General features: G+C 67.6%; 18 protein-coding genes and 4 pseudogenes. 12 read left to right on the top strand and 10 right to left on the bottom strand.

Features of this window, described 5'->3' with window-relative positions; all coding sequences use genetic code 11:
* Positions 1–72 precede the first annotated feature (72 nt).
* The gene (locus BM162_RS18010) at positions 73–261 is read left to right on the top strand and encodes a hypothetical protein (RefSeq protein ID WP_093424832.1); all 189 of its coding nucleotides are present in this window, start codon (positions 73–75) and stop codon (positions 259–261) included.
* 211 nt (positions 262–472) lie between these two features.
* Here the strand turns inward: BM162_RS18010 and BM162_RS18005 are convergent.
* Both BM162_RS18005 and BM162_RS18000 read right to left on the bottom strand, forming a co-directional pair.
* Positions 473–1,020: pseudogene (locus BM162_RS18005) on the bottom strand (thiamine pyrophosphate-binding protein); the annotation flags it as partial.
* A 37-nt stretch (positions 1,021–1,057) separates the two neighbouring features.
* On the bottom strand, positions 1,058–4,699 hold the full coding sequence (locus tag BM162_RS18000; RefSeq protein ID WP_093424831.1) for a hydantoinase B/oxoprolinase family protein: 3,642 nt from the start codon (positions 4,697–4,699) through the stop codon (positions 1,058–1,060).
* 146 nt (positions 4,700–4,845) lie between these two features.
* Between BM162_RS18000 and BM162_RS17995 the strand changes: the two genes are divergently transcribed.
* The 5 genes from BM162_RS17995 to BM162_RS17975 all read left to right on the top strand — a co-directional run bounded on the left by BM162_RS17995 (position 4,846) and on the right by BM162_RS17975 (position 9,298).
* A complete protein-coding gene (locus BM162_RS17995; RefSeq protein WP_245759332.1) occupies positions 4,846–5,832 on the top strand; it encodes a TRAP transporter substrate-binding protein in 987 nt (328 codons plus the stop codon).
* 166 nt (positions 5,833–5,998) lie between these two features.
* Positions 5,999–6,550 carry a TRAP transporter small permease gene (locus BM162_RS17990; RefSeq protein ID WP_093424830.1) on the top strand — a complete coding sequence of 184 codons (552 nt, stop codon included), beginning with the start codon at positions 5,999–6,001 and terminating at the stop codon, positions 6,548–6,550.
* Entirely contained in the window at positions 6,550–7,854 is a 1,305-nt protein-coding gene (locus BM162_RS17985; RefSeq protein ID WP_093424828.1) for a TRAP transporter large permease, read from the top strand. Before BM162_RS17990 ends, BM162_RS17985 begins: the two co-directional genes overlap by 1 nt.
* Positions 7,851–8,375: a winged helix DNA-binding protein gene (locus tag BM162_RS17980; protein WP_093424827.1), complete on the top strand. Its 525-nt coding sequence runs from the start codon at positions 7,851–7,853 to the stop codon at positions 8,373–8,375. Before BM162_RS17985 ends, BM162_RS17980 begins: the two co-directional genes overlap by 4 nt.
* Positions 8,372–9,298, top strand: coding sequence for a hypothetical protein (locus BM162_RS17975; RefSeq protein WP_093424825.1), 927 nt, complete (start codon positions 8,372–8,374; stop codon positions 9,296–9,298). The genes BM162_RS17980 and BM162_RS17975 overlap by 4 nt, the downstream gene beginning before the upstream one ends.
* A 71-nt stretch (positions 9,299–9,369) precedes the next feature.
* Here BM162_RS17975 and BM162_RS17970 read toward each other — a convergent pair whose 3' ends face one another.
* Positions 9,370–9,594, bottom strand: coding sequence for a hypothetical protein (locus BM162_RS17970; protein WP_093424824.1), 225 nt, complete (start codon positions 9,592–9,594; stop codon positions 9,370–9,372).
* 640 nt (positions 9,595–10,234) lie between these two features.
* Between BM162_RS17970 and BM162_RS17965 the strand changes: the two genes are divergently transcribed.
* Positions 10,235–10,906 (top strand): DUF6064 family protein, encoded by a 672-nt coding sequence (locus tag BM162_RS17965; protein WP_093424822.1) that lies wholly within the window; start codon positions 10,235–10,237, stop codon positions 10,904–10,906.
* A gap of 16 nt (positions 10,907–10,922) precedes the next feature.
* On the opposite strand, the gene BM162_RS17960 is transcribed toward BM162_RS17965, so the two are convergent.
* Together BM162_RS17960 and BM162_RS17955 are read right to left on the bottom strand one after the other, a co-directional pair.
* A complete protein-coding gene (locus tag BM162_RS17960; RefSeq protein WP_093424821.1) occupies positions 10,923–12,242 on the bottom strand; it encodes an MFS transporter in 1,320 nt (439 codons plus the stop codon).
* 8 nt (positions 12,243–12,250) lie between these two features.
* The gene (locus BM162_RS17955) at positions 12,251–12,511 is read right to left on the bottom strand and encodes a metal-sensing transcriptional repressor (RefSeq protein WP_093424819.1); all 261 of its coding nucleotides are present in this window, start codon (positions 12,509–12,511) and stop codon (positions 12,251–12,253) included.
* 499 nt (positions 12,512–13,010) lie between these two features.
* Here BM162_RS17955 and BM162_RS17945 point away from each other — a divergent pair.
* Positions 13,011–13,738: pseudogene (locus BM162_RS17945) on the top strand (HupE/UreJ family protein).
* A 19-nt stretch (positions 13,739–13,757) separates the two neighbouring features.
* Entirely contained in the window at positions 13,758–14,396 is a 639-nt protein-coding gene (locus BM162_RS17940) for a transmembrane anchor protein (protein ID WP_093424818.1), read from the top strand.
* Positions 14,397–14,655: 259 nt separating this feature from the next.
* On the opposite strand, the pseudogene BM162_RS22470 reads toward BM162_RS17940, so the two are convergent.
* Positions 14,656–14,793: pseudogene (locus BM162_RS22470) on the bottom strand (IS3 family transposase); the annotation flags it as partial.
* A 529-nt stretch (positions 14,794–15,322) separates the two neighbouring features.
* A complete protein-coding gene (locus tag BM162_RS17935) occupies positions 15,323–16,366 on the bottom strand; it encodes a MobA/MobL family protein (RefSeq protein ID WP_093424816.1) in 1,044 nt (347 codons plus the stop codon).
* 195 nt (positions 16,367–16,561) lie between these two features.
* Between BM162_RS17935 and BM162_RS17930 the strand changes: the two genes are divergently transcribed.
* Positions 16,562–16,828: a hypothetical protein gene (locus BM162_RS17930; protein WP_093424814.1), complete on the top strand. Its 267-nt coding sequence runs from the start codon at positions 16,562–16,564 to the stop codon at positions 16,826–16,828.
* Between the two features lie 181 nt (positions 16,829–17,009).
* A complete protein-coding gene (locus tag BM162_RS17925) occupies positions 17,010–17,165 on the top strand; it encodes a hypothetical protein (RefSeq protein ID WP_218153127.1) in 156 nt (51 codons plus the stop codon).
* Between the two features lie 351 nt (positions 17,166–17,516).
* Here BM162_RS17925 and BM162_RS17920 read toward each other — a convergent pair whose 3' ends face one another.
* Positions 17,517–19,616 (bottom strand): catalase, encoded by a 2,100-nt coding sequence (locus BM162_RS17920; protein ID WP_093424813.1) that lies wholly within the window; start codon positions 19,614–19,616, stop codon positions 17,517–17,519.
* 189 nt (positions 19,617–19,805) lie between these two features.
* Between BM162_RS17920 and BM162_RS23345 the strand changes: the two are divergent.
* A pseudogene (locus BM162_RS23345) lies at positions 19,806–19,967 on the top strand (integrase); the annotation flags it as partial.
* 27 nt (positions 19,968–19,994) lie between these two features.
* On the opposite strand, the gene BM162_RS22940 reads toward BM162_RS23345, so the two are convergent.
* Together BM162_RS22940 and BM162_RS17910 are read right to left on the bottom strand one after the other, a co-directional pair.
* Positions 19,995–20,186, bottom strand: coding sequence for a hypothetical protein (locus tag BM162_RS22940; RefSeq protein ID WP_177215243.1), 192 nt, complete (start codon positions 20,184–20,186; stop codon positions 19,995–19,997).
* Between the two features lie 292 nt (positions 20,187–20,478).
* Positions 20,479–20,796: MauE/DoxX family redox-associated membrane protein (locus BM162_RS17910; RefSeq protein ID WP_342741184.1), on the bottom strand; the 318-nt coding region annotated here is incomplete at its 5' end.

Genomic DNA, 20,796 nt, shown 5'->3' with positions numbered 1-20,796 from the left:
CCGCCCTCGAGCCAAGGGAACAGCCGCAGCTGACCTGCCGAGCGTCGCAGCTCGACGAGCTCAGCCCGGAAGATGTGGCGCGCACTGCTGCCGAAGGTGAACCAACACGCCGTGATGCTCTACCTCAACCCGGCGTCAGCCGACGATGCGGACAGGCTTATGGCGATCGCGAGCGACGGGCTGACGGCAGCGCGCCGGGCTCTGCCAAATCTCGACCGGGACGAAGGCCTGTCGGTGGCCTTCGCTGCACATGGTATTTAACAATCTCGGTCGCGAGACTTGCGATTTTTTTGTGGGCGGCGGCGTGTGCGCTCGGCGAAGCGGGCGAGGTCGGCGGCGCTCTCCTGCGTCGCATGCAGCCGGCCGGTGACGACGAGGGGCCGCTCGGCGGTGGCAAACTCCTCGAGGATAGGCTTAAAGGAGGCTGGGTCGAGGCGCACCGGGACGGTGACGGCCCCGGTACATCCGGTGGAGTCGACCACCTCGGCCTCGGCGCCCTGCATGTCCTCGGGCAGCGCGAGGATGACCGGCCCGGGACGTCCGGACATGGCAACGCGGAAGGCGCGGGCCACGTATTCCGGCAGGCGCTCGGTCGCATCCAACTCGGCCACCCACTTGGTCAGCCCGCCGAAAACGGCGCGATAGTCGAGCTCCTGGAAGGCCTCGCGGTCGCAGTGACCGCGCGCGATCTGGCCCACGAACAGAACCATCGGCGTCGAATCCTTCCGGGCCACGTGGATGCCGCAGGCGGCGTTGGCGGCGCCCGGTCCCCGCGTGACGAAGGCAACGCCGGGGCGGCCTGTCAATTTTCCCGTGCGGCTCGGCCATCAACGCGGCGCCACCCTCGTGGCGGCAGACGACGTTGTCGAGACCGTTCTGTTAAAGCCCGTCCCGCGCGGCGAGGAAGCTCTCCCCCGGCACCGAGAACACGCGCCGCACGTCCAGCAGCTTGAGCTGATCCGCAAGTATCTTGCCGCCGTGGCGCGTGGCGTTTCTCGCTGTTCGATTGCCGCAGGCGATGGCCTGACCGCGCACGGGGCGCAACCGGGCCCGCCCGTTAGTCCTCGTCGCTGCCGAAGCCGCCCGCCGTAGGCGTGACGACGACGACGCTGTCGCCGGGCTGCACGCTGTTCTGGTCGGCGAAGGCCAGCTCCTCGACCTGTCCGTCGGTGCGGTGGATCTCCGTCCGGCCGCGCCGTCCCTCACCGCCGCCGTCGAGGCCCTGCGGCGCGCGGCTCCGGTGCGATGACAGGATCGCGAGATCCATCTCCTCCAGGAAACGGATGCGCCGCGTCGTGCCATTGCCCGCCTTCCAGCGGCCCGTGCCGCCCGAGTCGCGATCGATGCGGAAGTCGTCCAGCACGACCGGGTAGCGCAGTTCGAGAATCTCCGGATCGGTGAGACGCGAATTCGTCATGTGGACGTGGACGCCGTCGGTCCCGGCAAAGCCCGAACCGTCGTTCATCCGTCCCGCCGGGCTGCCCGAACAGATCGTCTCGTAATACTGGTGCCGCGCATTGCCGAAGGTGAGGTTGTTCATCGTCCCCTGGCTGTTGGCGATCGCGCCCAGCGCACCGAACAGCGCGTTGGTGACGTGCTGGCTGGTCTCGACGTTCCCGGCCACGACCGCCGCCGGGTATCTCGGCGCGAGCATCGAGCCCTCGGGGATCACGATCTTCACCGGCCGCAGGCAGCCCGCGTTCATCGGGATGGGCGATTCGACCATCACGCGGAAGACGTAGAGCACCGCCGCGCGTGTGACCGGTTCGGGCGCGTTGAAGTTATTGGCCTCGGACGGCGACGTGCCCGTGAAGTCCACCGTCGCTTCGCCCTTCTCGCGGTCCACGGTGATGCGGACCTTGATAACCTGGCCCGAGTCGGTGCGATACTCGTAGTCGCCGTCGCTCAGCCGCCCGATGACGCGCGCCACCTCGGCGGCGGCATTGTCCTGCACGTGGCCCATATAGGCCCGCACGACGTCGAGACCGAAATCCCCGATCATCTTGCGCAGCTCAGCCACCCCGCGGGAGTTCGCCGCAACCTGCGCCTTGAGGTCGGCGGTGTTTTCGTCGGGATTGCGGCAGGGATAGGGGTGATCGGTTAGAAGCTCGCGCAGTGCCGCGTCGCGGAAGCGGCCGCCCTCCACCAGCTTGAAGTTGTCGATCAGCACGCCCTCCTCGTCGAGCGTCGTGGCCCGCGGCGTCATCGAGCCGGGGGCGACGCCGCCCACATCCGCGTGGTGACCGCGCGAGGCGACCCAGAAGAGAAGCTCTGCCCCCGCCTCGTCGAAGACCGGCGTGACGACAGTGATGTCGGGCAGGTGCGTGCCGCCATTGTACGGTGCGTTCAGCGCGAAGACGTCGCCGGGGCGGATATCCGGGTTCTGCCGGATGACGGCCTCGACCGAGCGGTCCATAGAGCCGAGATGCACCGGCATGTGCGGGGCGTTCGCCACGAGCGCGCCGTCGGCGTCGAAGACGGCGCAGGAGAAGTCGAGCCGCTCCTTGATGTTTACCGAGCGGGCCGTCTTTTGCAGCGTGACACCCATCTGTTCGGCGATGTTCATGAAGAGGTTGTTGAAGACCTCGAGCAGCACCGGGTCGGCCTCGGTCCCCGCGGCACCGGCGCGGTTCGCCGCCTCAGTCCGTGTCATGACGACGTGGTCGTGCACCGTAACCTCGGCGCGCCAGCCCGGCTCGACCACGATGGTCTGGTTCTCTTCGATCACCAGCGCCGGCCCCTGCACCGCACGGCCGGGCGTCAGATCCGAACGGCGCACGACGGCCGCATCGAGCCACTTGCCGCCGGAATAGACGGGGACGGTGGTCTCGGCGTCGGCCTCGCCCGCCTCCGGCTCCTCGACCGGTTCGGGATCGGCGGAGGCCGCGGCGGCCTGCCCCTCGATCTCCACCGCCTCGATCACGAGGGCGGCGTCCGGATCGGAGAAACCGAACTCGGACAGGTGCGCGGTCTCGAAGGCCTCGCGCGCGGCCGCGGCGTCGCCGTCCCACAGGATCGGCAGCGCCGTGTCGGTCCCGGCGTAGCGCAGGTGCAGTCGCTGGGTCTCCTCGTAGCCGTCACGCGCCACGCCTTGCGCGGCGAGCGCGACCGCCACCTCGTCAGACAGACGGGCAAGCGCCGCGTCAATCTGGCCGAGCGCGCCTTGGTCGAGCGCGATCTCCAGCCCCTGCTGGCGGGCCTCGGTGACGCGCGCCAGTCCGATGCCGTAGGCGGAGAGCAGGCCGGAGAGCGGATGGATCAGCACCCGGCTCATCCCCAGCGCGTCGGCCACCAGGCAGGCATGCTGGCCGCCCGCGCCGCCGAAGGCGTTGAGCAGGTAGCGCGTCACGTCGTGCCCGCGCTGGACGCTTATCTTCTTGATTGCGTTCGCCATGTTCTCGACCGCGATGCGCAGGAAGCCCTCGGCCACCTCCTCGGCGCTCTTGCCCTCGGCCTCGGCGATGCCGGCGAAGGCGCTCACCACGGCCTCGCGGTCGAGCGGCTGGTCCTGGCCGGGGCCGAAGATCGCCGGGAAGAGATCGGGGTTTAGCTTGCCGAGCATCACGTTCGCGTCCGTGACGGTTAGCGGGCCGCCGCGACGGTAGCAGGCGGGCCCCGGATCGGCACCGGCGCTGTCAGGACCGACGCGAAAGCGGCCCGGATCGGCGTGCAGGATCGAGCCGCCGCCGGCGGCGACAGTGTGCACCATCAGCATCGGCGCTCGCATCCGGACGCCGGCCACCTGAGTCTCGAAAGCGCGCTCGAAGCTGCCGTCGAAATGCGCGACATCCGTGGAGGTGCCACCCATGTCGAAACCGATCACGTGGTCCGAGCCCGCGATCTGGCCGGTACGCGCCATGCCGACCACGCCGCCCGCGGGACCGGAAAGAATCGCGTCGCGCCCCTTGAAGCGGTCGGCGGCGGTCAGGCCACCCGAGGACATCATGAACTGGAGCGTCGGCCCCTCCTCGTCCGGCGGTGTCGCGCCCAGCGCCGAGGCCACCCGCTCGACGTAGCGCGTGAGGACCGGCGTCAGGTAGGCGTCCACCACGGTCGTGTCTCCGCGCCCGACGAGCTTGATCAGGGGCGAAACCTCGTGGCTGACGGAAACTTGGCAAAAGCCCGCTGCGCGCGCCGCCTCGGCAAGGCGCTGCTCGTGGGCCGGGGCGGTCCAGGCATGCATCAGGACGACCGAGACGGCGTCGATTCCGTCGGCTTTCGCCTGCGCCAGGGCGTCGCGGACGCTCTCCGGATCGAGCTCCTTTTCGACGGTGCCGTCGGCGCGGACGCGCTCCTCGACCTCGACGACACGCTCGTAGAGCTGTTCGGGAAGGACGATCTCCTTCGCGAAGATGTCGGGGCGGTCTTGGTAGGCGATGCGCAGCGCGTCGCGGAAACCCTTGGTGATCAGCAGCAGCGTCCGGTCACCCTTGCGCTCGAGCAACGCATTCGTGGCGACGGTGGTGCCCATTCGAACGGTGCCCACGCGCTCGGGCGGGACCCGCCCGCCGGTCTCGACGCCCAGCAGGCGGCGGATGCCCTCGATCGCCGCATCGTCGTAGAGGCCGGGATTCTCGGACAGCAGCTTCAAGGAGGTGAGCTGGCCGTCCGGCGCCCGACCGATCACGTCGGTGAAGGTGCCTCCCCGGTCGATCCAGAAATCCCAGCGCCCCGTCACCTGAGATGCCTCTGAGCTCATGCCGTCCTCCCGGTCCGCCGCGTGATACGATGACAATTTGTTGACAAATTACTAACGTAAGGTCAAGCTTGCTCTCGTCGGGTCAAGGGCGGCCGGCCCGGCGCCGTAGCAAGAACGGCCGTCCGGACAACAACAGGGCGATACCGATGACCAAGCATTTCAGCACGGCGCTCGCCGGCGCCGCACTCCTTGCCACCACCGCGCTGCCCGCGCTGGCGCAGACCGCATGGGACATGCCCACGCCCTACGGCGACAGCGTGTTTCACACCCAGAACATCCAGCAGTTCGCCGAGGATGTCGGTGAGGCCACCGGCGGCGACCTGACGATCACGGTGCATTCCGCGGGCTCGCTCTTCGCCCATCCAGAGATTAAGGACTCGGTCCGCCGCGGTCTCGCGCCGGTCGGCGAGGTGCTGATGTCGCGGCTCGCGAACGAGGACGCGGTCTTTTCGGTCGATTCCATTCCCTTCCTGGCCGACAACTACGACGAAGCCCGCGCCCTGTGGGAGGCCTCGCGTCCGCTCGTCGAGGAGAAGCTGGCCGAGCAGGGCCTGACGCTGCTCTACGCCGTGCCGTGGCCGGGCCAGAGTCTCTACACGCAGGAGCCGGTCGAAAGCACCGCCGACCTTGAGGGCGCCGCCTTCCGCGCCTACAACACGGCGACCGAGCGGCTGGCGCAGCTCATGGGTGCGGTGCCCACGCAGATCGAGACCGGCGACATTCCCACGGCCTTCGCCACCGGCCGCGTCGATGCGATGATCACCTCGCCCTCAACCGGCGTCTCCAGCCAGGCCTGGGACTTCACCGACTACTACACCGACACGCAGGCATGGCTGCCGAAAAACATGGTGATCGTGAACAGCACCGCGTTCGATGGCCTGCCCGAGGAGCAGCGCCAGGCCGTGCTCGACGCCGCCGCCGAGGCCGAGACCCGCGGCTGGGAGATGAGCGAGGCGGAGACCGCTGAGAAGATCGCGACGCTCAAGGAGAACGGCATGACCGTTGCCGAGCCGTCCGAGACCCTGTCGGGCGAGCTGTCGGAGATCGGGCACACGATGACCCAGGAGTGGCTCGAGGAAGCGGGCGACGAAGGCGCCGCGCTGATCGAGGACTATCGCGCCGCGACGGAGTGAGGGCTCGGGGGTAAGCGGTGAGCCTTCGTCGGACGACGCGCGCCACCGCTCGCTCCGTCCGGGTCGCGCAGCGGCCCGGGCGACGCCCGCCCGTCCGCAGGCAGGCCCTCCCGCGCTCCTTTCGCCTGGTCCGGACACGATCCGCAGCCCATCCCGGAGACACCGCATGCGCTCCTTCCTCGACCGTCTGTACCAGGGCGCGCTGGCGCTGGCCGCGGCGGCCTTCGCCGCAATCGCGCTGCTCGTGCTGTTCCAGATTACGGGCCGCCTGATCGACCGCGCCGCCCGCGCGACCGGCGCTCCGCCGCCGGGACTGACCGTGCCCTCGCTGGCCGAGATCGGCGCCTTTCTCTTCGTCGGCGCCGTCTTCCTCGGCCTCGCAGGCACCCTGCGGGCAGGCGGGCATGTCCGCGTGACGCTGCTGACCCGCGCTCTGCCGCCCGCCGCCGGGCGCGTCCTCGGCTTCGCTGTCACGCTGGCCGCCGCCGGGCTGGCCGCCTTCGCCACGTGGTCGAGCGCCGTGCAGGTCCTCGACAGCTGGCGCTTCGACTCCGTGAGCTACGGCATGATCCCGGTGCCGCTCTGGCTGCCGCAGGGCGTCATGACCCTCGGGCTCGCCCTCTTCTGCATCGCGCTGATCGATGCGGCCGTCGCGCTGGCCCGTGGGCGCGTGCCCGATTTCCAGGCCGCCGAGGCCGCACGCGGGGAACACGCCTGATGGAGCTGTCCCTGCTTGCGCCGATCCTCGTCGTGGTGCTTTTCGGAGCGCTGGCGGCGGGCCTGTGGGTCGGCTTCTCGCTGATCGCCGTGGGACTCGTGGCGATGGCGCTGGCTTCGCCCGCCCCCGCCGGGCTGGTTTTCGCTACAAAAGTCTGGGGCGGGCTGACCGTCTGGGACCTCACCGCCCTGCCGATGTTCATCTGGATGGGGGAAATCCTTGTCCGCTCGCGCCTGTCCTCGGACATGTTCTCGGGCCTTGCCCCGTTCACCGGGCGCCTGCCCGGACGGCTGTTGCACGTGAACGTCTTCGGCTGCGCCCTCTTCGCCGCCGTCTCCGGCTCCTCGGCGGCGACCACCGCCACCATCGGCCGCATGTCGGTGCCGGAGCTGACGAGCCGGGGCTACGATCCGCGCATGATCATCGGGACGCTTGCGGGCTCGGGGACCTTCGGCTTCCTGATTCCGCCCTCGATCATCCTGATCGTCTACGGCGCAGCGACGGAGCAATCGATCGCGCGCCTCTTCCTCGCGGGGGTCGTGCCGGGGCTGATGCTCGCGGCCCTGTTCTCCGGATACATCATGCTCTGGTCGACGGTGAACCGCAGCCGCATGCCCGAGGCCGAGCCGCCGGTCGACCGCCGCGCCGCCATCCGTGGGTCCGCGCGCCTGCTGCCGGTGGTTGGGCTCATCTTCGCCGTGATCGGCTCGATCTACGCGGGCATCGCCAGCCCGACCGAGGCCGCGGTGATTGGCGTGACCGGCGCGCTCATCCTCGCCTGGGCGACGGGAGCGATGAGCTGGGCGGGCTTCGCCGACGCGCTGCGCGCAGCCACGATCACGACCTGCATGATCACCTTCATCCTCGCGGGCGCGGCCTTCCTGACGGTCGCGATGGGCTACACGGGCATCCCGCGCCAGCTCGCCGCCTGGATCGGGGAGATGGGGCTCTCGCCCTACGCGCTGCTTGCCGCGCTGACGGTCTTCTTCATCGTGATGGGGATGTTCCTCGACGGGATCTCGATCGTCGTGCTCACGGTCTCGATCATCCTTCCGATGGTCGTGCAGGCGGGAATCGATCCGATCTGGTTCGGCGTCTTCCTCGTCCTCGTGGTCGAGATGAGCCAGATCACGCCGCCCGTGGGCTTCAACCTCTTCGTGCTGCAGACGATCACCGGGCGCGACATCTTCTCGATCGCCCGTTACGCCGCACCCTTCTTCGGCCTGCTCGTGCTGGCGGTCGCGCTGCTGGCGCTCTTCCCGCAGCTCGCGCTGTGGCTGCCCGGAACGATGCTGTCGAGATGAGCCGCGAGACGAAAAGCCCCGTCGGCCACGTGGTCAGTTCGGCGCACCTCGCGAAGTCCGACCTGCCCGAGCTGTCCGAGGTCGAGTTCGCTGTCACGATGGCCAACAACGCCTTCCAGCGCTGGATCACCCGTTGCGCCGACGCGGCGGGGCAACCGGGCATGGCGCCAATGGAGGTCCTCGTCCTGCACCTCGCCTATCACCGGGAGCGACCAAAGACGCTGGCGGACCTCTGCCTCGTGCTGAACGTCGAGGACACGCATATCGTCAACTACGCAGTGCGTAAGCTGCAGGAGCGCGGCCTCACCGAGACCGGTCGCAAGGGCAAGGAAAAGACCGTCGCCGTGACCGAGGCCGGCGCCGCGCTGTGCCGCCGCTACGCCGAGATCCGCGAGGCTCTGCTCGTCGAAACCGCAGCCGCCGCAGGCTTCGATCGGGCGGACATGAGCCGGCTGGCCGCGCTGATGCGGGCGCTTTCGGGCAGCTACGACCAAGCGGCGCGGGCGGCGGCCTCGCTGTGAGGGGCGGCCTCGGCTGGCTGGCCCGGCACGGCCGATGGGTGCTGGTGGCGGGGCTGGCCGCGGGGATCGTCTTCCCCGGACTGGCACGGTGGATGGCCGGGGCACTCGTCCCGCTGATCGCGCTGTCGCTCTTTCTCGCCGCGCTGCGCGTCGGGCCGCGGCGCGCCCTGCCGCCGCGCCGGCACTGGCCCCGGACGGTGCTTCTCGTGGTCCTCGGGCAGACGGTGCTGCCTCTCGTCGCTGCCGGAGTGCTGGAGGCACTCGGCTGGCTCGACGGCCCGCTCGCGACCGGAGCGGTGCTTGTCCTTGCCGCGGCGCCCATCACGGGCGCGCCGGGGCTCGCGCTGATGTGCCGGGCCGACGCGGGCGCGGCGATGCGGCAGCTCGCCCTCGGAACCGCGCTTCTGCCGCTGACGGCGCTGCCGGTATTCCTCGTCCTGCCGGTCTTCGGAGAGGTGGCGACGGTGCTCGCGGGCGCGGCGCGGCTGCTGCTGGTGATCGCCCTGGCCATCGGCGCGGCCGCCCTGCTGCGCAAGCTCGCCCCGGCCGTGACCCGGCCCGACGCGTCCGTGGCGGTGGACGGGCTCGTCGCGTTGACCATGGGGCTCGTCGTGATCGGGTTGATGTCGGCAGTGGGACCGGCGCTGCAGCGCCTCGACCCGGCCCTGCCCGCCGCGCTGGCCCTCTCGTTCGGCCTGCACCGGGCGCTGGCGCTGGCCACTTGGAGGGCCGCGCGGCGGGCCGAGCCGTCCGAGGCCGCGGGCCTCGCAGTGGCGGCCTCGAACCGCAATCTCGCCCTCTTCCTCGCGAGCCTGCCCGCCGCCGCGACCGGCGACCTTCTGCTCTTCGTGGGCTGCTACCAGATCCCGATGTACCTGACGCCGCTCACCCTGCCCCGCCTCGCGGGCTGGCCGAGGGCCTGAACCGTCAGAGGCTCGCCTCCGGTCGGAAGTCCCAAGGATGCGGTCACGGCCTTCGAGGATGAGATCGGCCATCACCTCGCCTGCCAGCGAGACCATGTCGGACCGACCTTGAATCCGCCATTGGCGACATACTCCCCCGCCCGGAAGGGATGAACGCCCAGCATTGGGGTGCGCGACTGGGCGCGCGGCCGCACTCCGGCCCAGAGGGCGACGACCGGCGCATCGGCGAGGACGGGGACGGCAGCGCGGACCCTCGCGATCACGTCGTCGAGCTGCGCATCGGTCCAGTCCGCCACGTCGAACTCGCGCTCCGAGGTCGATCGCCATCGCCCGTGCCTCGGATTGGATGGCCCGCAATGCCTGGCAGGCGACGAAGGCCCCGAGCGGCTTCGGCCCATGGTCCGCCGCACGCCACCTCATCGCCGACCACACGCCGGCTCTACCCCGTTTCATGCCGCATTGCCGTTCGTGTGTGCGGCACAGCACGCCCGGTGGTGAACGGCCCACTCCTGCCGCTCGCTGATGTCCTCGGTGCTGCATCGCAGCTTCACCAGATCGGACGTTCATGCATGGTGCAGCATTCTCGAGGATTCTGCGGCAGCTTTGCGGACATTTCTGCCGTTCGCTGCGCGTGCTCGATTTCTACCGCGACCGCGAAGGCGCTCCAGAGCAACGGCAGCTCCCTGAATTTCACAAGGGCGAGATGCTCTCGGCCAACCTGCGCAAGCAGAGATCCTCGGCTCCGTAGTATCCTGTGAGGCGCTGCTGCGGTGGATGACCGCACCGAGTGCGAATGTATCGGACGTAGCGATGCGCTCTTTGCAGGCGCGACATCGAAACCCTGCCGGCTTCCTACCCTCCCGTTGATGCAGGTCAGTGCAGCGGGCGGCGGATCATGAGACGGGTTTCCGGCTTCCCTCGAAGAAGTTGCCCGTCATGGACCTGCCTTTCACTCAGGACGCCTTCTTCGCGGTGTTCGGCGGATACAACCAGGTCGTCTGGCCGCTAATCCCGCTCTTCTACGTCCTCGCCACCGCGTCCGTGGCGATGCTGTTCCGGCCCAGCCGAGGGGCCGCCCTGTTCATCCCAAGCACGCTGGCCGCCATGTGGGCGGTGAACGGGGTCGGTTATCACTGGATGTTCTTCCGCGAGATCAACCCTGCCGCCGCCCTGTTCGCCGCGGTGTTCGTGGTGCAGGCGATGGGGTTGATCGTTCTGCCGGCGCGCATCCCGTCGCTCCGCTTCGCGGCCGGGACGGAGGCCCGCCCAGCCATCGGGCTGCTCCTGATCCTCTTCGCCACGGTGCTCTATCCGCTTTGGGGATGGACAGCCGGTCACGGCTGGCCGGAGATGCCCGCCTTCGGGGTTGCGCCCTGTCCCACAACGATCTTCACCATCGGCATTCTGCTGACCGGAACCTGGCGCGTGGTCCGTTGGCTGCTGATCGTACCCGGCCTCTGGGCCGTCGTCGGGGGAAGCGCGGCCATCTTCCTCGGCGTCCCTCAGGACTCCACGCTGATCGTCGCGCTGGTGCTTCTGATCCTGTTCACCGTCGGCCTGGCGTCGGGTCGGGGATACGCCCGACATTCCGCCGTGGATGCCGCTTAGGCGACATGGCCGACGATTACAGGTGCAGCGCCCACCTGGGATGATCGGCGTCCACGACAAAGGTGTGACTGTGGTGGCGGTGCCCCTTCAGGTGCGCGTGGTCCAGCGGCAGGTTGTCGTGCCGGTGTTCGAGAACCTGCGGATCCCCGGCCGGCCACAGGCGGAGTGCAGCGACGACACCGGACGCGGCAAGCACGCTCAGCCCCAGGAGGGCCACTGGCGCGCCGACTATGGTCATCAGGACCCCGGCGAGCGGGTAGGTCACGAGCCAGCAGGCGTGCGAAAGCGCGAACTGCGCGGCGAAAACCGCGGGCCGGTCTTGCGGATGCGCCGAGCGACGCAGGAGCCGTCCCGAGGGGGTGAGCACCGCCGAATAGCCGACTCCCGCGAGAAGCCAGGCCCCGAGGAGCAGTGGCCAGGACAGACCGGCCCCGAGGATGATCGTCGCCAGCACCACCAGCGTCGCGGTCAGTACGCCCGCCCCGGCGAGCATGACCGGCCGGTCCGACACCCGGTCGAGGAGCCGTGGAAGGGCGAGGGCGGCAAGCATCGAGCCTGCGCCGAAGGCCCCCATGGTCCAGGCCAGCGCGCTCTCGGAGAGATCGAGTTCGCCACGCACCAGCACGACGGTGTTCACGAGCACCATCGCCCCGCCTGCCGCCGCCGCAAGGTTCAGAGCCAGAAGCCCCCTCAGGCGCGGCGTGGCGAGATAGATGCGGATACCACGGGTGGAGCGGTCGTAGATGCCGCGCGGCTCGGAAGGCCTGGGGCTGGGCAGCAGGACGGAGACGACCAGCAGGGCGGAGGCAATGAATCCTGCCACCGTCCCGAGGAAGAGCGCGTTGTAGGACATCACCGCGAGCAGGAGGCCGGCGAGCGTCGGGCTGACGATGTTTTCCAGGTCGTAGGCCAGCCGCGAGAGCGAGAGGGCCCTGGTGTAGCGGTCCTCCTGCGGCAGCACGTCCGGGATCGTGGCCTGGAACGTCGGCGTGAAGGCCGCCGAGGCCGACTGCAGCAGGAAGATCAGCACGTAAACCTGCCAGATCTCGGTGACGCAGGGCAGCGCCAGCGCCGCCCCAGCGCGCACGAGGTCGAGCGTCACCAGCATGGCCCGGCGCGGCACCCGATCGGCGAAGGCGCCGGCGACAGGCGCGATCCCGACATAGGCCACCATCTTGATCGTGAAGACCGTTCCGAGCACGAGCCCGGCCCGCTCACCCGCGAGGTCGAAAGCCAACAATCCGAGCGCCACTGTGGCGAGGCCGGTGCCGAGCAGCGCCACGACCTGCGCCAGGAAGAGGTGCCTATAGGTGCGATCGGCGAGAACGGCGAGCATGGTTTCCCTCAGAGATAGCGGGCGATCGCCTTGAGCTCGGCGCGATCGGTGTCCGAGCCTTCCGTGTCGAGACAATGATCGAGATGGTCATGGATCAGCGCGCGCTTCGCGTTCGCCACGGCCTTCTCGACCGCCTGGAGTTGCTGCGCGACGTCGAGACAGGGCTTGCCGGCCGCGAGCATCTCGATCACCGCGCGAAGATGGCCGTCGGCGCGTTTCAGCCGGGCGATCAGGGCGGGGTGGCTTGCATGGATGTGCGGGTCTGACATAGGATGACGCTATCCCCTCCGGGGGGATACAACAAGACGCCGCAAAAGGCGTCGAGCAGTCGAGGCAGAGGAACAGGCAGGACCGATGGGTTCCGCCAGGGCACTCGGGCAAGGCGCGTTTGCGGCGCTACTCACGCTGTCGGTTCTGATGTGGTCCGTGATGCCGGCAACCTCCCATGCCCCGGCCATCTTGGAGACGCTCCAGGAGCACGCCGAGATGATGGCCGAGCACGGTCACAGCCACGGGCTCGAAGAGGACCTCTACTGGGCGATGCATGGTCATGGCCATGACGCCGCCGACCATGACCACAGCCCGGCGGTCCTGTCGCTTGCGCAAACTCCCGAGCCGATTTCCGGCTACCGGGACCTGTCGCGCCTTCCGGTGTCGGTCGACGGCCCGCACCGGGTCTTCCGTATCGAGCGACCTCCGCGCGTCTGTATCGGCCGCGCCGCGTGCGCGACACCACCGATCCTGAAAGACCCAAGCGGAGTCCAATCCATGACCACAAGTCATCGGGGCTGGAGCGATCCCGGCATGCGCCGGACCGCTGTCCTGTCCCTTCTTGCGCTGGCCGCGCTTCTGCTGAGCGCCGGACATGCGCTGGCCCACAACGTCACCCCCGGTGACGCGGGCTACATCCAGAGGATCTGGGGGGTGAACCTCATCCCCTTCATGTATCTCGGCGCCAAGCACATGGTGACCGGTACGACCACATCCTGTTCCTGCTCGGTGTCGTGTTTTTCCTCTACAAGATGAAGGACGTCGGCATCTATGTGAGCCTCTTCGCCCTCGGGCACTCGACCACGATGCTCGCGGGCGTCTGGTTCGGCTGGGGGGTCAACGCCTATGTCGTCGACGCCATCATCGGCCTCTCGGTCGTCTACAAGGCGCTCGACAACCTCGGCGCCTACCAGCGCTGGTTCGGGGTCCAGCCGAACACCGAGGCCGCGACGCTGATCTTCGGCTTCTTCCACGGCGCTGGCCTGGCCACGAAGATCCTCGACTACAACATCGCCTCGGACGGGCTGCTGCCCAACCTGCTGGCGTTTAACGTCGGCGTCGAACTCGGCCAGGTCATGGCGCTCGCCGTGATCCTCATCGTCATGGGCTACTGGCGGGAATCCCCGAACTTCTTTCGCCAGGCCTACACCGCCAACGTCGTCATGATGTCCATGGGCTTCATCCTCATGGGCTACCAGATCACCGGCCTGTTCGCGGCCGCGTAACGCAACGGAGACACCAGACATGTTCAACGCACAGAAACCCAGCCTCGAAGACCCGCCCAGCTCGGCGCAACTCCTGCGCTCCACGGTCATCGCCGCGACCTCGGCCGTGGCGATCCTGGTGACGGTGGTTCTGCCCGCGGAGTACGGCATCGACCCGACCGGCGTCGGGCGAGCGATCGGCCTCGCGGAAATGGGCGAGATCAAGACCCAACTCGCCGAGGAGGCGGAGGCCGACCGGCTGATGCAGGCCGGGGAGGAGCAATCGAGCCTCTTGAACGAGATCTTCGGGCTCTTCGTGGGCGCGGCATATGCTCAGGAGGCCGAGAGCGGCGAAGCGGCAGACGCCTGGCGCGACGAAACCACCTTCACTCTGGCGCCCGGCGACTCGGCCGAATGGAAGCTGGTGATGGAGGGAGGCCAGTCGGCGGAATATCGGATGCTGGTCGAGGGCGGCCGGGTGAACTTCGACTTGCACGGCCATGGCGGCGGCCAATCGGTGACCTACGAGAAGGGCCGCGGCTCCACCGGGTCCGAGGGCGAGATCGTCGCCGACTTCGCCGGAGAGCACGGCTGGTTCTGGCGCAATCGCGACGACAGCGATGTCACGGTGACCGTGCAAGTGCGCGGCGAGTATGCCGAGTTCAAAGACGCGAGCTGAGCCCTTGCTGCCATCCCTGCTGTACGCATCGGGTGGCAGCGAACCCGTACCCCATGGGCCCGTTACGCCATGTCCGCTTCAAGCCCGGTTGGGGGGTTACCGAGGCGGTATATTGAGTGAAGGCCCGTCGGTGACAGCATCGGCATATGGGGCAGTCGCGCGGACGTCGATTCTACCAGACGACACTGACTCTTGGCGCGGCCCTGGCTGAACGGGGGATTGAACCGCACCAGGTCTTCCGGAGGCTGGTTTTCGTTAGTTACGCGGCCACGGCATCGGCTTCCAGAGCCGCGTAGTATTCTTCTTCGGCTTCTGCGGGTGGGATGTTCCCGATGGGCTCGAGCAGGCGGCGGGTATTGAACCAGTCGACCCATTCGAGCGTCGCGTACTCGACGGCCCTGAGCGCGAGTAGCACCAGTGTGCTGACGGCTCCGTGGGCGCGGCTCTGGCCATCATGGCCAAGGTCGTCCGCTTGTCATTAGTCGAGTGTCGGCGAGATCGTCTCGTTCACGCGCTTGCGCCGAATGTCGTGGAAGGGCTCCATGCGGTCATGCGGCGTCGCAGCGTCTCGTCGGAGACGGCAGTCCAGGTGATGTCTGCTCTCACAGGATGGTCAAGCTTTTCCCGCCTTCGCAGCGAAGGTCCGGAATCCGCACTCTCTTCCGGATGCCGCGATAGCGAAGCGCGAGATGATGCGCGCGCGGCAAACGGCAGAAAGTCCGCCAAGCCGACCTCCGGCGCAGAGGGCTCCCGAAGCTTTCTCGGGAGCCTTCGTTGAACATAGGGTCATGCCCACAAGTCGGCCACGAAATGTATCGGGCTGGCCCCCGGCCCGCTCTCTTCATTAAGAGCTGTAGGGATTGGGGGGCGGCGGGTTTGCGATGCGCCTGCCAAGCTCGCCCGCTCTTCGTCTCCAGCGTGTGGGTTTAGGTCCCACCCGCTGGCAGTGGATCAGCGTGGGCCAGGGAAGCGCGTCCGTTTTCGGCGGCTCGCCAGGAGCTGGCGCTGTGGCGGCCGTGCATCTTGTCCTGCAGCCCCTTCTTGGCGAAGCTGACGTTCTGCTGATCGAAGTCGGAGTCGGCCTTCTTGTCTTCCGGCGGAGTCCACGCGCCCAGGGGCGGCATGTGGCCCCCGTCGGCGACGTCGGAGTTCGGCTCCGGCGACGCAGGGCGAAAGAAGTCGGCGCTCTTCTCGGCTGCCGACGCCTCAAGGCGGCGAACCAGTGCAGCGGCTCGGCGGAACGCCTTCGAGGACTCGAGGAGTTCGTGGAGCTCGCGGAACCGTCGAACGGCCCAGGCTGGCTGTTTCTTCGGCTGGTGCTTTCTTCTCAGCACTGCGTGCAGAGCTGGACCATGGTGCGGCACGTCCGGCGTCTCCGCACTGGTGTCCCCGGCGGCACGCCTGCGTTTCTTCCTCCGATGATCGAGGTACTCGGCCGAGGGAGCCGACCGTTCCAACTTGGCGTTAACAATTTCGGCCCATGTGCCGCGACGATGCTCGACTTCCGCGCCGCTTTTCCTGCTGTTCGATAGCACATCGATCTTCTTCCCTTCGCCGTCGTGCGTGCTCTCGACGATGTGGGCGTGATGGTTGCCTGCCTGCCGATGCACGGCCGAGAGGCTGGCGCAGCCGTAGCGGTGTAGAAGGTGTTCCTGGTAGGCGCGGACCACCCGAAGGCCGGCGATGTCGTCGAGCTCGTTCGGCAGGGCCAGGATTGAGGAGCGTCCGACCTGGCCGTCCTTCCGCTTCTCCCCGGCCTCCAGGGCATTGGCGAACGAGGCTGCATCACCATCCGAGCCGACGAGCTGGATGCCAACAAGCTCCTGCTTCCGATCGCGGTAGCGGTGCGTCTCGCCAGTGCGCTCGTCCTCGATGGCGGTGCGACAGATGTAGGCGATCCGCGCGGTCGCGGATCGCCCTTCTGAGCGTTTTATCGTGGTGAATTCGTGATGTGCCGCCTTGCTCGCCATTGGTCGGAGATGGGGGCCGCAGGCCCAGCTCGCTGCAGGCGCCGTCGGGGACGCCCTCCCCGGCGAGTGGACGCAACCCGGAGGGTCCGTCGAAGACGGGTGGTGTTGGAGCAACACTAAATTGCGCCCTCGTCTCTCTTTCGGCCTCGGGGGTTTCCCAACCTATCTCCTCTCGGACGCAGCAGGGGGATGACAATGAGCGGGGAGCTTGAAAGAGCGAGGAAGAGGCTCGACCAGGCCAAGGCGCGGTTCCAGAGAGCGCAGGCCCAGGAACGTCAGCGGGAACGCAAGCTCGACGCCCGGCGCAAGATTATCCTGGGCGCTGCGTTGCTCGCGTTGATCAAGGTCCAGCCGGCGGAGAAGCGGGCGAGGCTGGTCGAGGCGTTGCTGAAACGGGTGGCGGCAAAGGACCTTCCCGTCGTCCAGCCGGTCCTCGATGAGGCTCTGCGCAGCGAGACTTGAGGGACTCTCCAGCGCGCGGGATCATAAGCCCACACGCTGGGACGGATCCCACCCGCAGGTGAACTGGAACGCGCGGCAAGGGCGCTTCTGAAGCGTGCGGCTGACTTGGACGCGAGAGAGTACGAGCTTGCAGAGCGCAAGAATGACTTGGGCTTCATGGAAGTCCTGGAGGACGCGACACTTGAGGACGGGCATCTCGATCCAGTTGATACGCGGAGAACTCGTCACCCAAGACCGCGAGGACGAACCCGCCGAAGCCCTCCTCATCCGCATCCGCGAAGCCCGCGCCGCCGCTCCGAAGCCGAAGCGCGATCGCGGGACAAAGGCCGGCGCATGAGGAAGCTCCCGGAGAAAGCTGCCTGCCAAGCGATCTCGGCGTGATGAACGGCATGCCATGTTCAGTTGCCCAAGCAGCCACAGCTACCTCGTCACGGACGGCCCACAGCCGACAGTCGAGGCTGAGATCTGCGCCGCAGCGCGGCCTCACCGAACCGGCCATTCGTGCATTGCGCAGCATTTTCACCGGCTTGATGACTGAAGTGCGGACATCTCTGCCGTTCGCTGCACCTGCTCGACATCTGCCGGGACCGCGAAGGAGACCGGGAGGTGGTGGATCGCCGACCTTCGCTGTACGTTAGGATTTCTTGACGAGGTGAACCTCTGCCTATCGCAGAACCTCATCCGCAAATCAGTTCGCCCGCTCGCGGTCCCAGAACCGCAGGTCGCGGCAGGCCTTGACGAAGCCCGCTACATCGCTTCCCGCCCCGAGCGGGAAGCAACCGCTGTCGAGCTGGCCGTCCAGCCCGGCCGCCTTCGTCACCGGGCCGGCCGCGCCGCCCAGAGCGATGAACTTGCAGTGCGCGAAGGCGTCGGCCAGGAAGTCCCGCGTCGCTGGGAGCTTGGCGAGGTCATCCGCCGTGCCCTGTCCCGGGATCACCGCCACCGCGTCGAACAGGACCGACGGGCCGCCATCGACCTTCTCATCCGCCGGATGATGCGTGCCGGCGCTGTCGGTGATACCGCCGATCTTCGGCGCGACGATCTTGACCTTCGCCCCCTCGGCCTCGGCCGCGTCCTTCAGCGCCTTGAGCAGGTCGGCGTCGGCCCCGTCCGAGGTCAGCAGGCCGATCACCCGGCCCTTAAAGCTGTCGGGCCCGTTCTTGACGATGCTGAGCGCGGGCGACTCCTTCAGGTCCTGCCGTGTGGGCTGCGCAGCCGGCGCGGGCTTGGGCATCGCGGGAATGCCGAGCAGGTCAGCCACGCCCCGGGCCAGCCCTTCGTCGATGTTCAGCAGGTGCGACACGACGCGGACGCGCACGGCCTCCATCTCGCACTTTGACAACTCGAAGACGAGCGCGTCGCGGATGTGGTTCTGCTCGACGTCGGTCTGGCTGATGTAGAACTGCCGCGCCTGGCTGTAGTGGTCGTTGAAGCTTTCGGGCCTGAGCCTCCGCTTCTCGCCCTGCACCGTCTGCGGAAAGCTGGTGTAGCCCTCGAGCGGGTCCTCACGCGGGCCTTCGCCCCAACCATTGGGTTCATAGTTGATGCGGCCGGGGATGTGCTGCTCGGTCTGCATGTGCCCGTCCTGCTGGTAGTTGGCGACGGGGCAGCCCTTGGGCGCGTTCACCGGGATCTTTGTGAAATTCGGCGAGCCCAGGCGCTTGAGCTGCGTGTCGAGGTACGAGAAGTTGCGCCCCTGCAGCAGCGGGTCGTCGGTGAAGTCGATGCCGGGGACGACGTTCTGCGTACAGAAGGCCACCTGCTCGGTCTCGGCGAAGAAGTTGTCCACCACGCGGTCGAGCGTCATGGTCCCCACCTTCTCGGGCGGCAGGTCCTCCTCGGGGATGATCTTCGTCGGGTCGAGCACGTCGAAATCGAACCGGTCGGCGAAGTCCTGGTCGAAGAGCTGCACGCACAGATCCCACTTCGGCGGCATGCCCCCGGTGATCTCTTCCCAGGTGATGCGGCGGTGGCGGTCGGGGTCGGCGCCGTTGGTCTTGAGCGCCTCGTTCCACGTCTTGGACTGGAGGCCCATGTGCGGCTTCCAGAAGAACTTCACGAAGGTGGACTTGCCCTCGCGGTTCACGAAGCGAAACGTGTGGACGCCGAAGCCCTCCATCGTCGAGAACGAGCGCGGGATCGCCCGGTCGGACATGACCCACATGATCATGTGCATCGATTCCGGGGTGAGCGAGATGTAGTCCCAGAAGTTGTCGTGCGCCGTCTGCGCCTGCGGATAGCCGGTATCGGGCTCGGGCTTGGCGGCATGGATCAGGTCGGGAAACTTGATCGCGTCCTGGATGAAGAAGACGGGAATGTTGTTGCCCACGAGGTCCCAGTTGCCCTCGTCGGTATAGAACTTCGTGGCGAAGCCCCGCACGTCGCGGGCGAGGTCCGGCGAGCCCTTGGAGCCCGCCACGGTCGAGAAGCGCACGAAGGTTTCGGTGGTCTTGCTGACCTCTTGAAACGGCGCGGCGCGGGTGATGTCGGAGAGGTCTTTCGTGCACTCGAAGGTGCCGTGGGCACCGAAGCCGCGGGCGTGAACCACGCGCTCGGGGATGCGCTCGTGGTCGAAGTGGAAGATCTTCTCGCGCATCACGAAGTCTTCCAGCAGGGTCGGACCGGGCGCGCCGGCGCGCAGGCTGTTCTGGTTGTCCGCGATGGTGACGCCCTGCGCCGTGGTCAGCCTCTCGCCGCCCTCGGCGTGCTGGTGGTACTCGCCACCTTCGGGCTGATCGGAGAACTTGTGTTCTGCGTCGGTCTGCTGCGCGCGCTTCTGGTCGGTCATCCTGTCCCCCGTCTGGCATGGGTGAGAACGCCGCTGAGCCTGCGGCGGGTCCGGGGTCAACAGGATGTCCGGCGGTATCGTTCCCCGAGTTATACCGATACTTGCGGCTCACCTCTCGCCATGTGCCGACGACGCCCAGTACGATGCTTTTGATCATGAAGGTCAGCCAGGGCCTCACCTGGCACAAATTTGCCCGCCGTTCGCGCTTGCCGGTCTGCCTGGAACAAAGGCCGCAACGTCGGCCAGAAGCGCCCGCTCCAGCCGAACCATATCTGGGCGATCCGTGTGCGGCTTAAACTCGCTGTTCCTACCCGCGACCTCGCTCTCTTCAATCTTGCGATCGACGGCAAACGCGCCCTACGATGCGGTTCGTCGCGATCAAGTCGGAGGAGCAGCAGGGCGTGTAGTTCCTGAGGGATCGTCCGAAAGCGCGATGTCCATGTCGGAATGCAGGCGTTCGTTGGCCGCGCGATACGCCTCGAGCCAGGCCGGTGCCTGTACCGCTGGAGCGGCAGCGGCTTTCTGATCTTCATTGGCTCCTTCATAGGCCTGCGCCAGCGCCATCTGCATCTTGGCGCATCGGCCATGAAGCCTGCGTCCAGGCCCGGACCCGATATCGCATCCATCATCCGCATCATCTCGGAACTCATCGTTTCCGTGGTCTCCGATGCGATGCCGTCGGAATGCTGCTCGGATGCCACCGACGACCCGCCGGACCTGTCGGAGGCAGAATGCCCGGAACGGATTGCATGTGCGGCTGCATCGCTTTGCGCGAGCGCGGGAGACATCGCTCCGAGGATAAGAGGCCAGTGGGCGAGGCCGCGGGCTCCCCTGGAGGGGCAACACTCGCCCCTTTTCGGGTTCAACCGAGCAGAACCATCCGGATCGGCATCCAGATGCCCATGACCAGCATCATCACGTTCTCGGTCAAGGAAACGACCCCGAGCGGCACGTTGCTGGAGCCGCCGACGCAGGCGCATTTCAGTTCCCGCTTGTCGATGTAGACGGCCTTGAAGACCGAGATCGCGCCGACCGCGCCTATGAAGATGGCCACCGGCGAGGCGATCCAGATCAGTGCGCCGGCAATCATCAGGATGCCCGCCAGAGCCTCGCCGAACGGGTAAAGATAGCCGTAGCGCACCCAATGCCGCGCCAGAAGGTCGTAGTTCAGGAACATGGT

It is taken from the genome of Tranquillimonas alkanivorans (genome assembly GCF_900115595.1).
Taxonomy (GTDB): domain Bacteria; phylum Pseudomonadota; class Alphaproteobacteria; order Rhodobacterales; family Rhodobacteraceae; genus Tranquillimonas; species Tranquillimonas alkanivorans.
Note: the sequence above shows the minus strand (reverse complement) of the source record. Positions and strands in the feature narration are given on the sequence as shown.

Bases quoted from the DNA above. Each gene is read 5' to 3' on its own strand.
- BM162_RS17980 (WP_093424827.1), top strand. From the start codon at position 7,851: ATGAGCCGCGAGACGAAAAGCCCCGTCGGCCACGTGGTCAGTTCGGCG.
- BM162_RS17920 (WP_093424813.1), bottom strand. From the start codon at position 19,616: ATGACCGACCAGAAGCGCGCGCAGCAGACCGACGCAGAACACAAGTTC.
- BM162_RS17990 (WP_093424830.1), top strand. From the start codon at position 5,999: ATGCGCTCCTTCCTCGACCGTCTGTACCAGGGCGCGCTGGCGCTGGCC.
- BM162_RS17930 (WP_093424814.1), top strand. From the start codon at position 16,562: ATGAGCGGGGAGCTTGAAAGAGCGAGGAAGAGGCTCGACCAGGCCAAG.
- BM162_RS17955 (WP_093424819.1), bottom strand. From the start codon at position 12,511: ATGTCAGACCCGCACATCCATGCAAGCCACCCCGCCCTGATCGCCCGG.
- BM162_RS17940 (WP_093424818.1), top strand. From the start codon at position 13,758: ATGTTCAACGCACAGAAACCCAGCCTCGAAGACCCGCCCAGCTCGGCG.
- BM162_RS17935 (WP_093424816.1), bottom strand. From the start codon at position 16,366: ATGGCGAGCAAGGCGGCACATCACGAATTCACCACGATAAAACGCTCA.
- BM162_RS17960 (WP_093424821.1), bottom strand. From the start codon at position 12,242: ATGCTCGCCGTTCTCGCCGATCGCACCTATAGGCACCTCTTCCTGGCG.
- BM162_RS18000 (WP_093424831.1), bottom strand. From the start codon at position 4,699: ATGAGCTCAGAGGCATCTCAGGTGACGGGGCGCTGGGATTTCTGGATC.
- BM162_RS17985 (WP_093424828.1), top strand. From the start codon at position 6,550: ATGGAGCTGTCCCTGCTTGCGCCGATCCTCGTCGTGGTGCTTTTCGGA.
- BM162_RS18010 (WP_093424832.1), top strand. From the start codon at position 73: ATGTGGCGCGCACTGCTGCCGAAGGTGAACCAACACGCCGTGATGCTC.
- BM162_RS22940 (WP_177215243.1), bottom strand. From the start codon at position 20,186: ATGCAGATGGCGCTGGCGCAGGCCTATGAAGGAGCCAATGAAGATCAG.
- BM162_RS17965 (WP_093424822.1), top strand. From the start codon at position 10,235: ATGGACCTGCCTTTCACTCAGGACGCCTTCTTCGCGGTGTTCGGCGGA.
- BM162_RS17995 (WP_245759332.1), top strand. From the start codon at position 4,846: ATGACCAAGCATTTCAGCACGGCGCTCGCCGGCGCCGCACTCCTTGCC.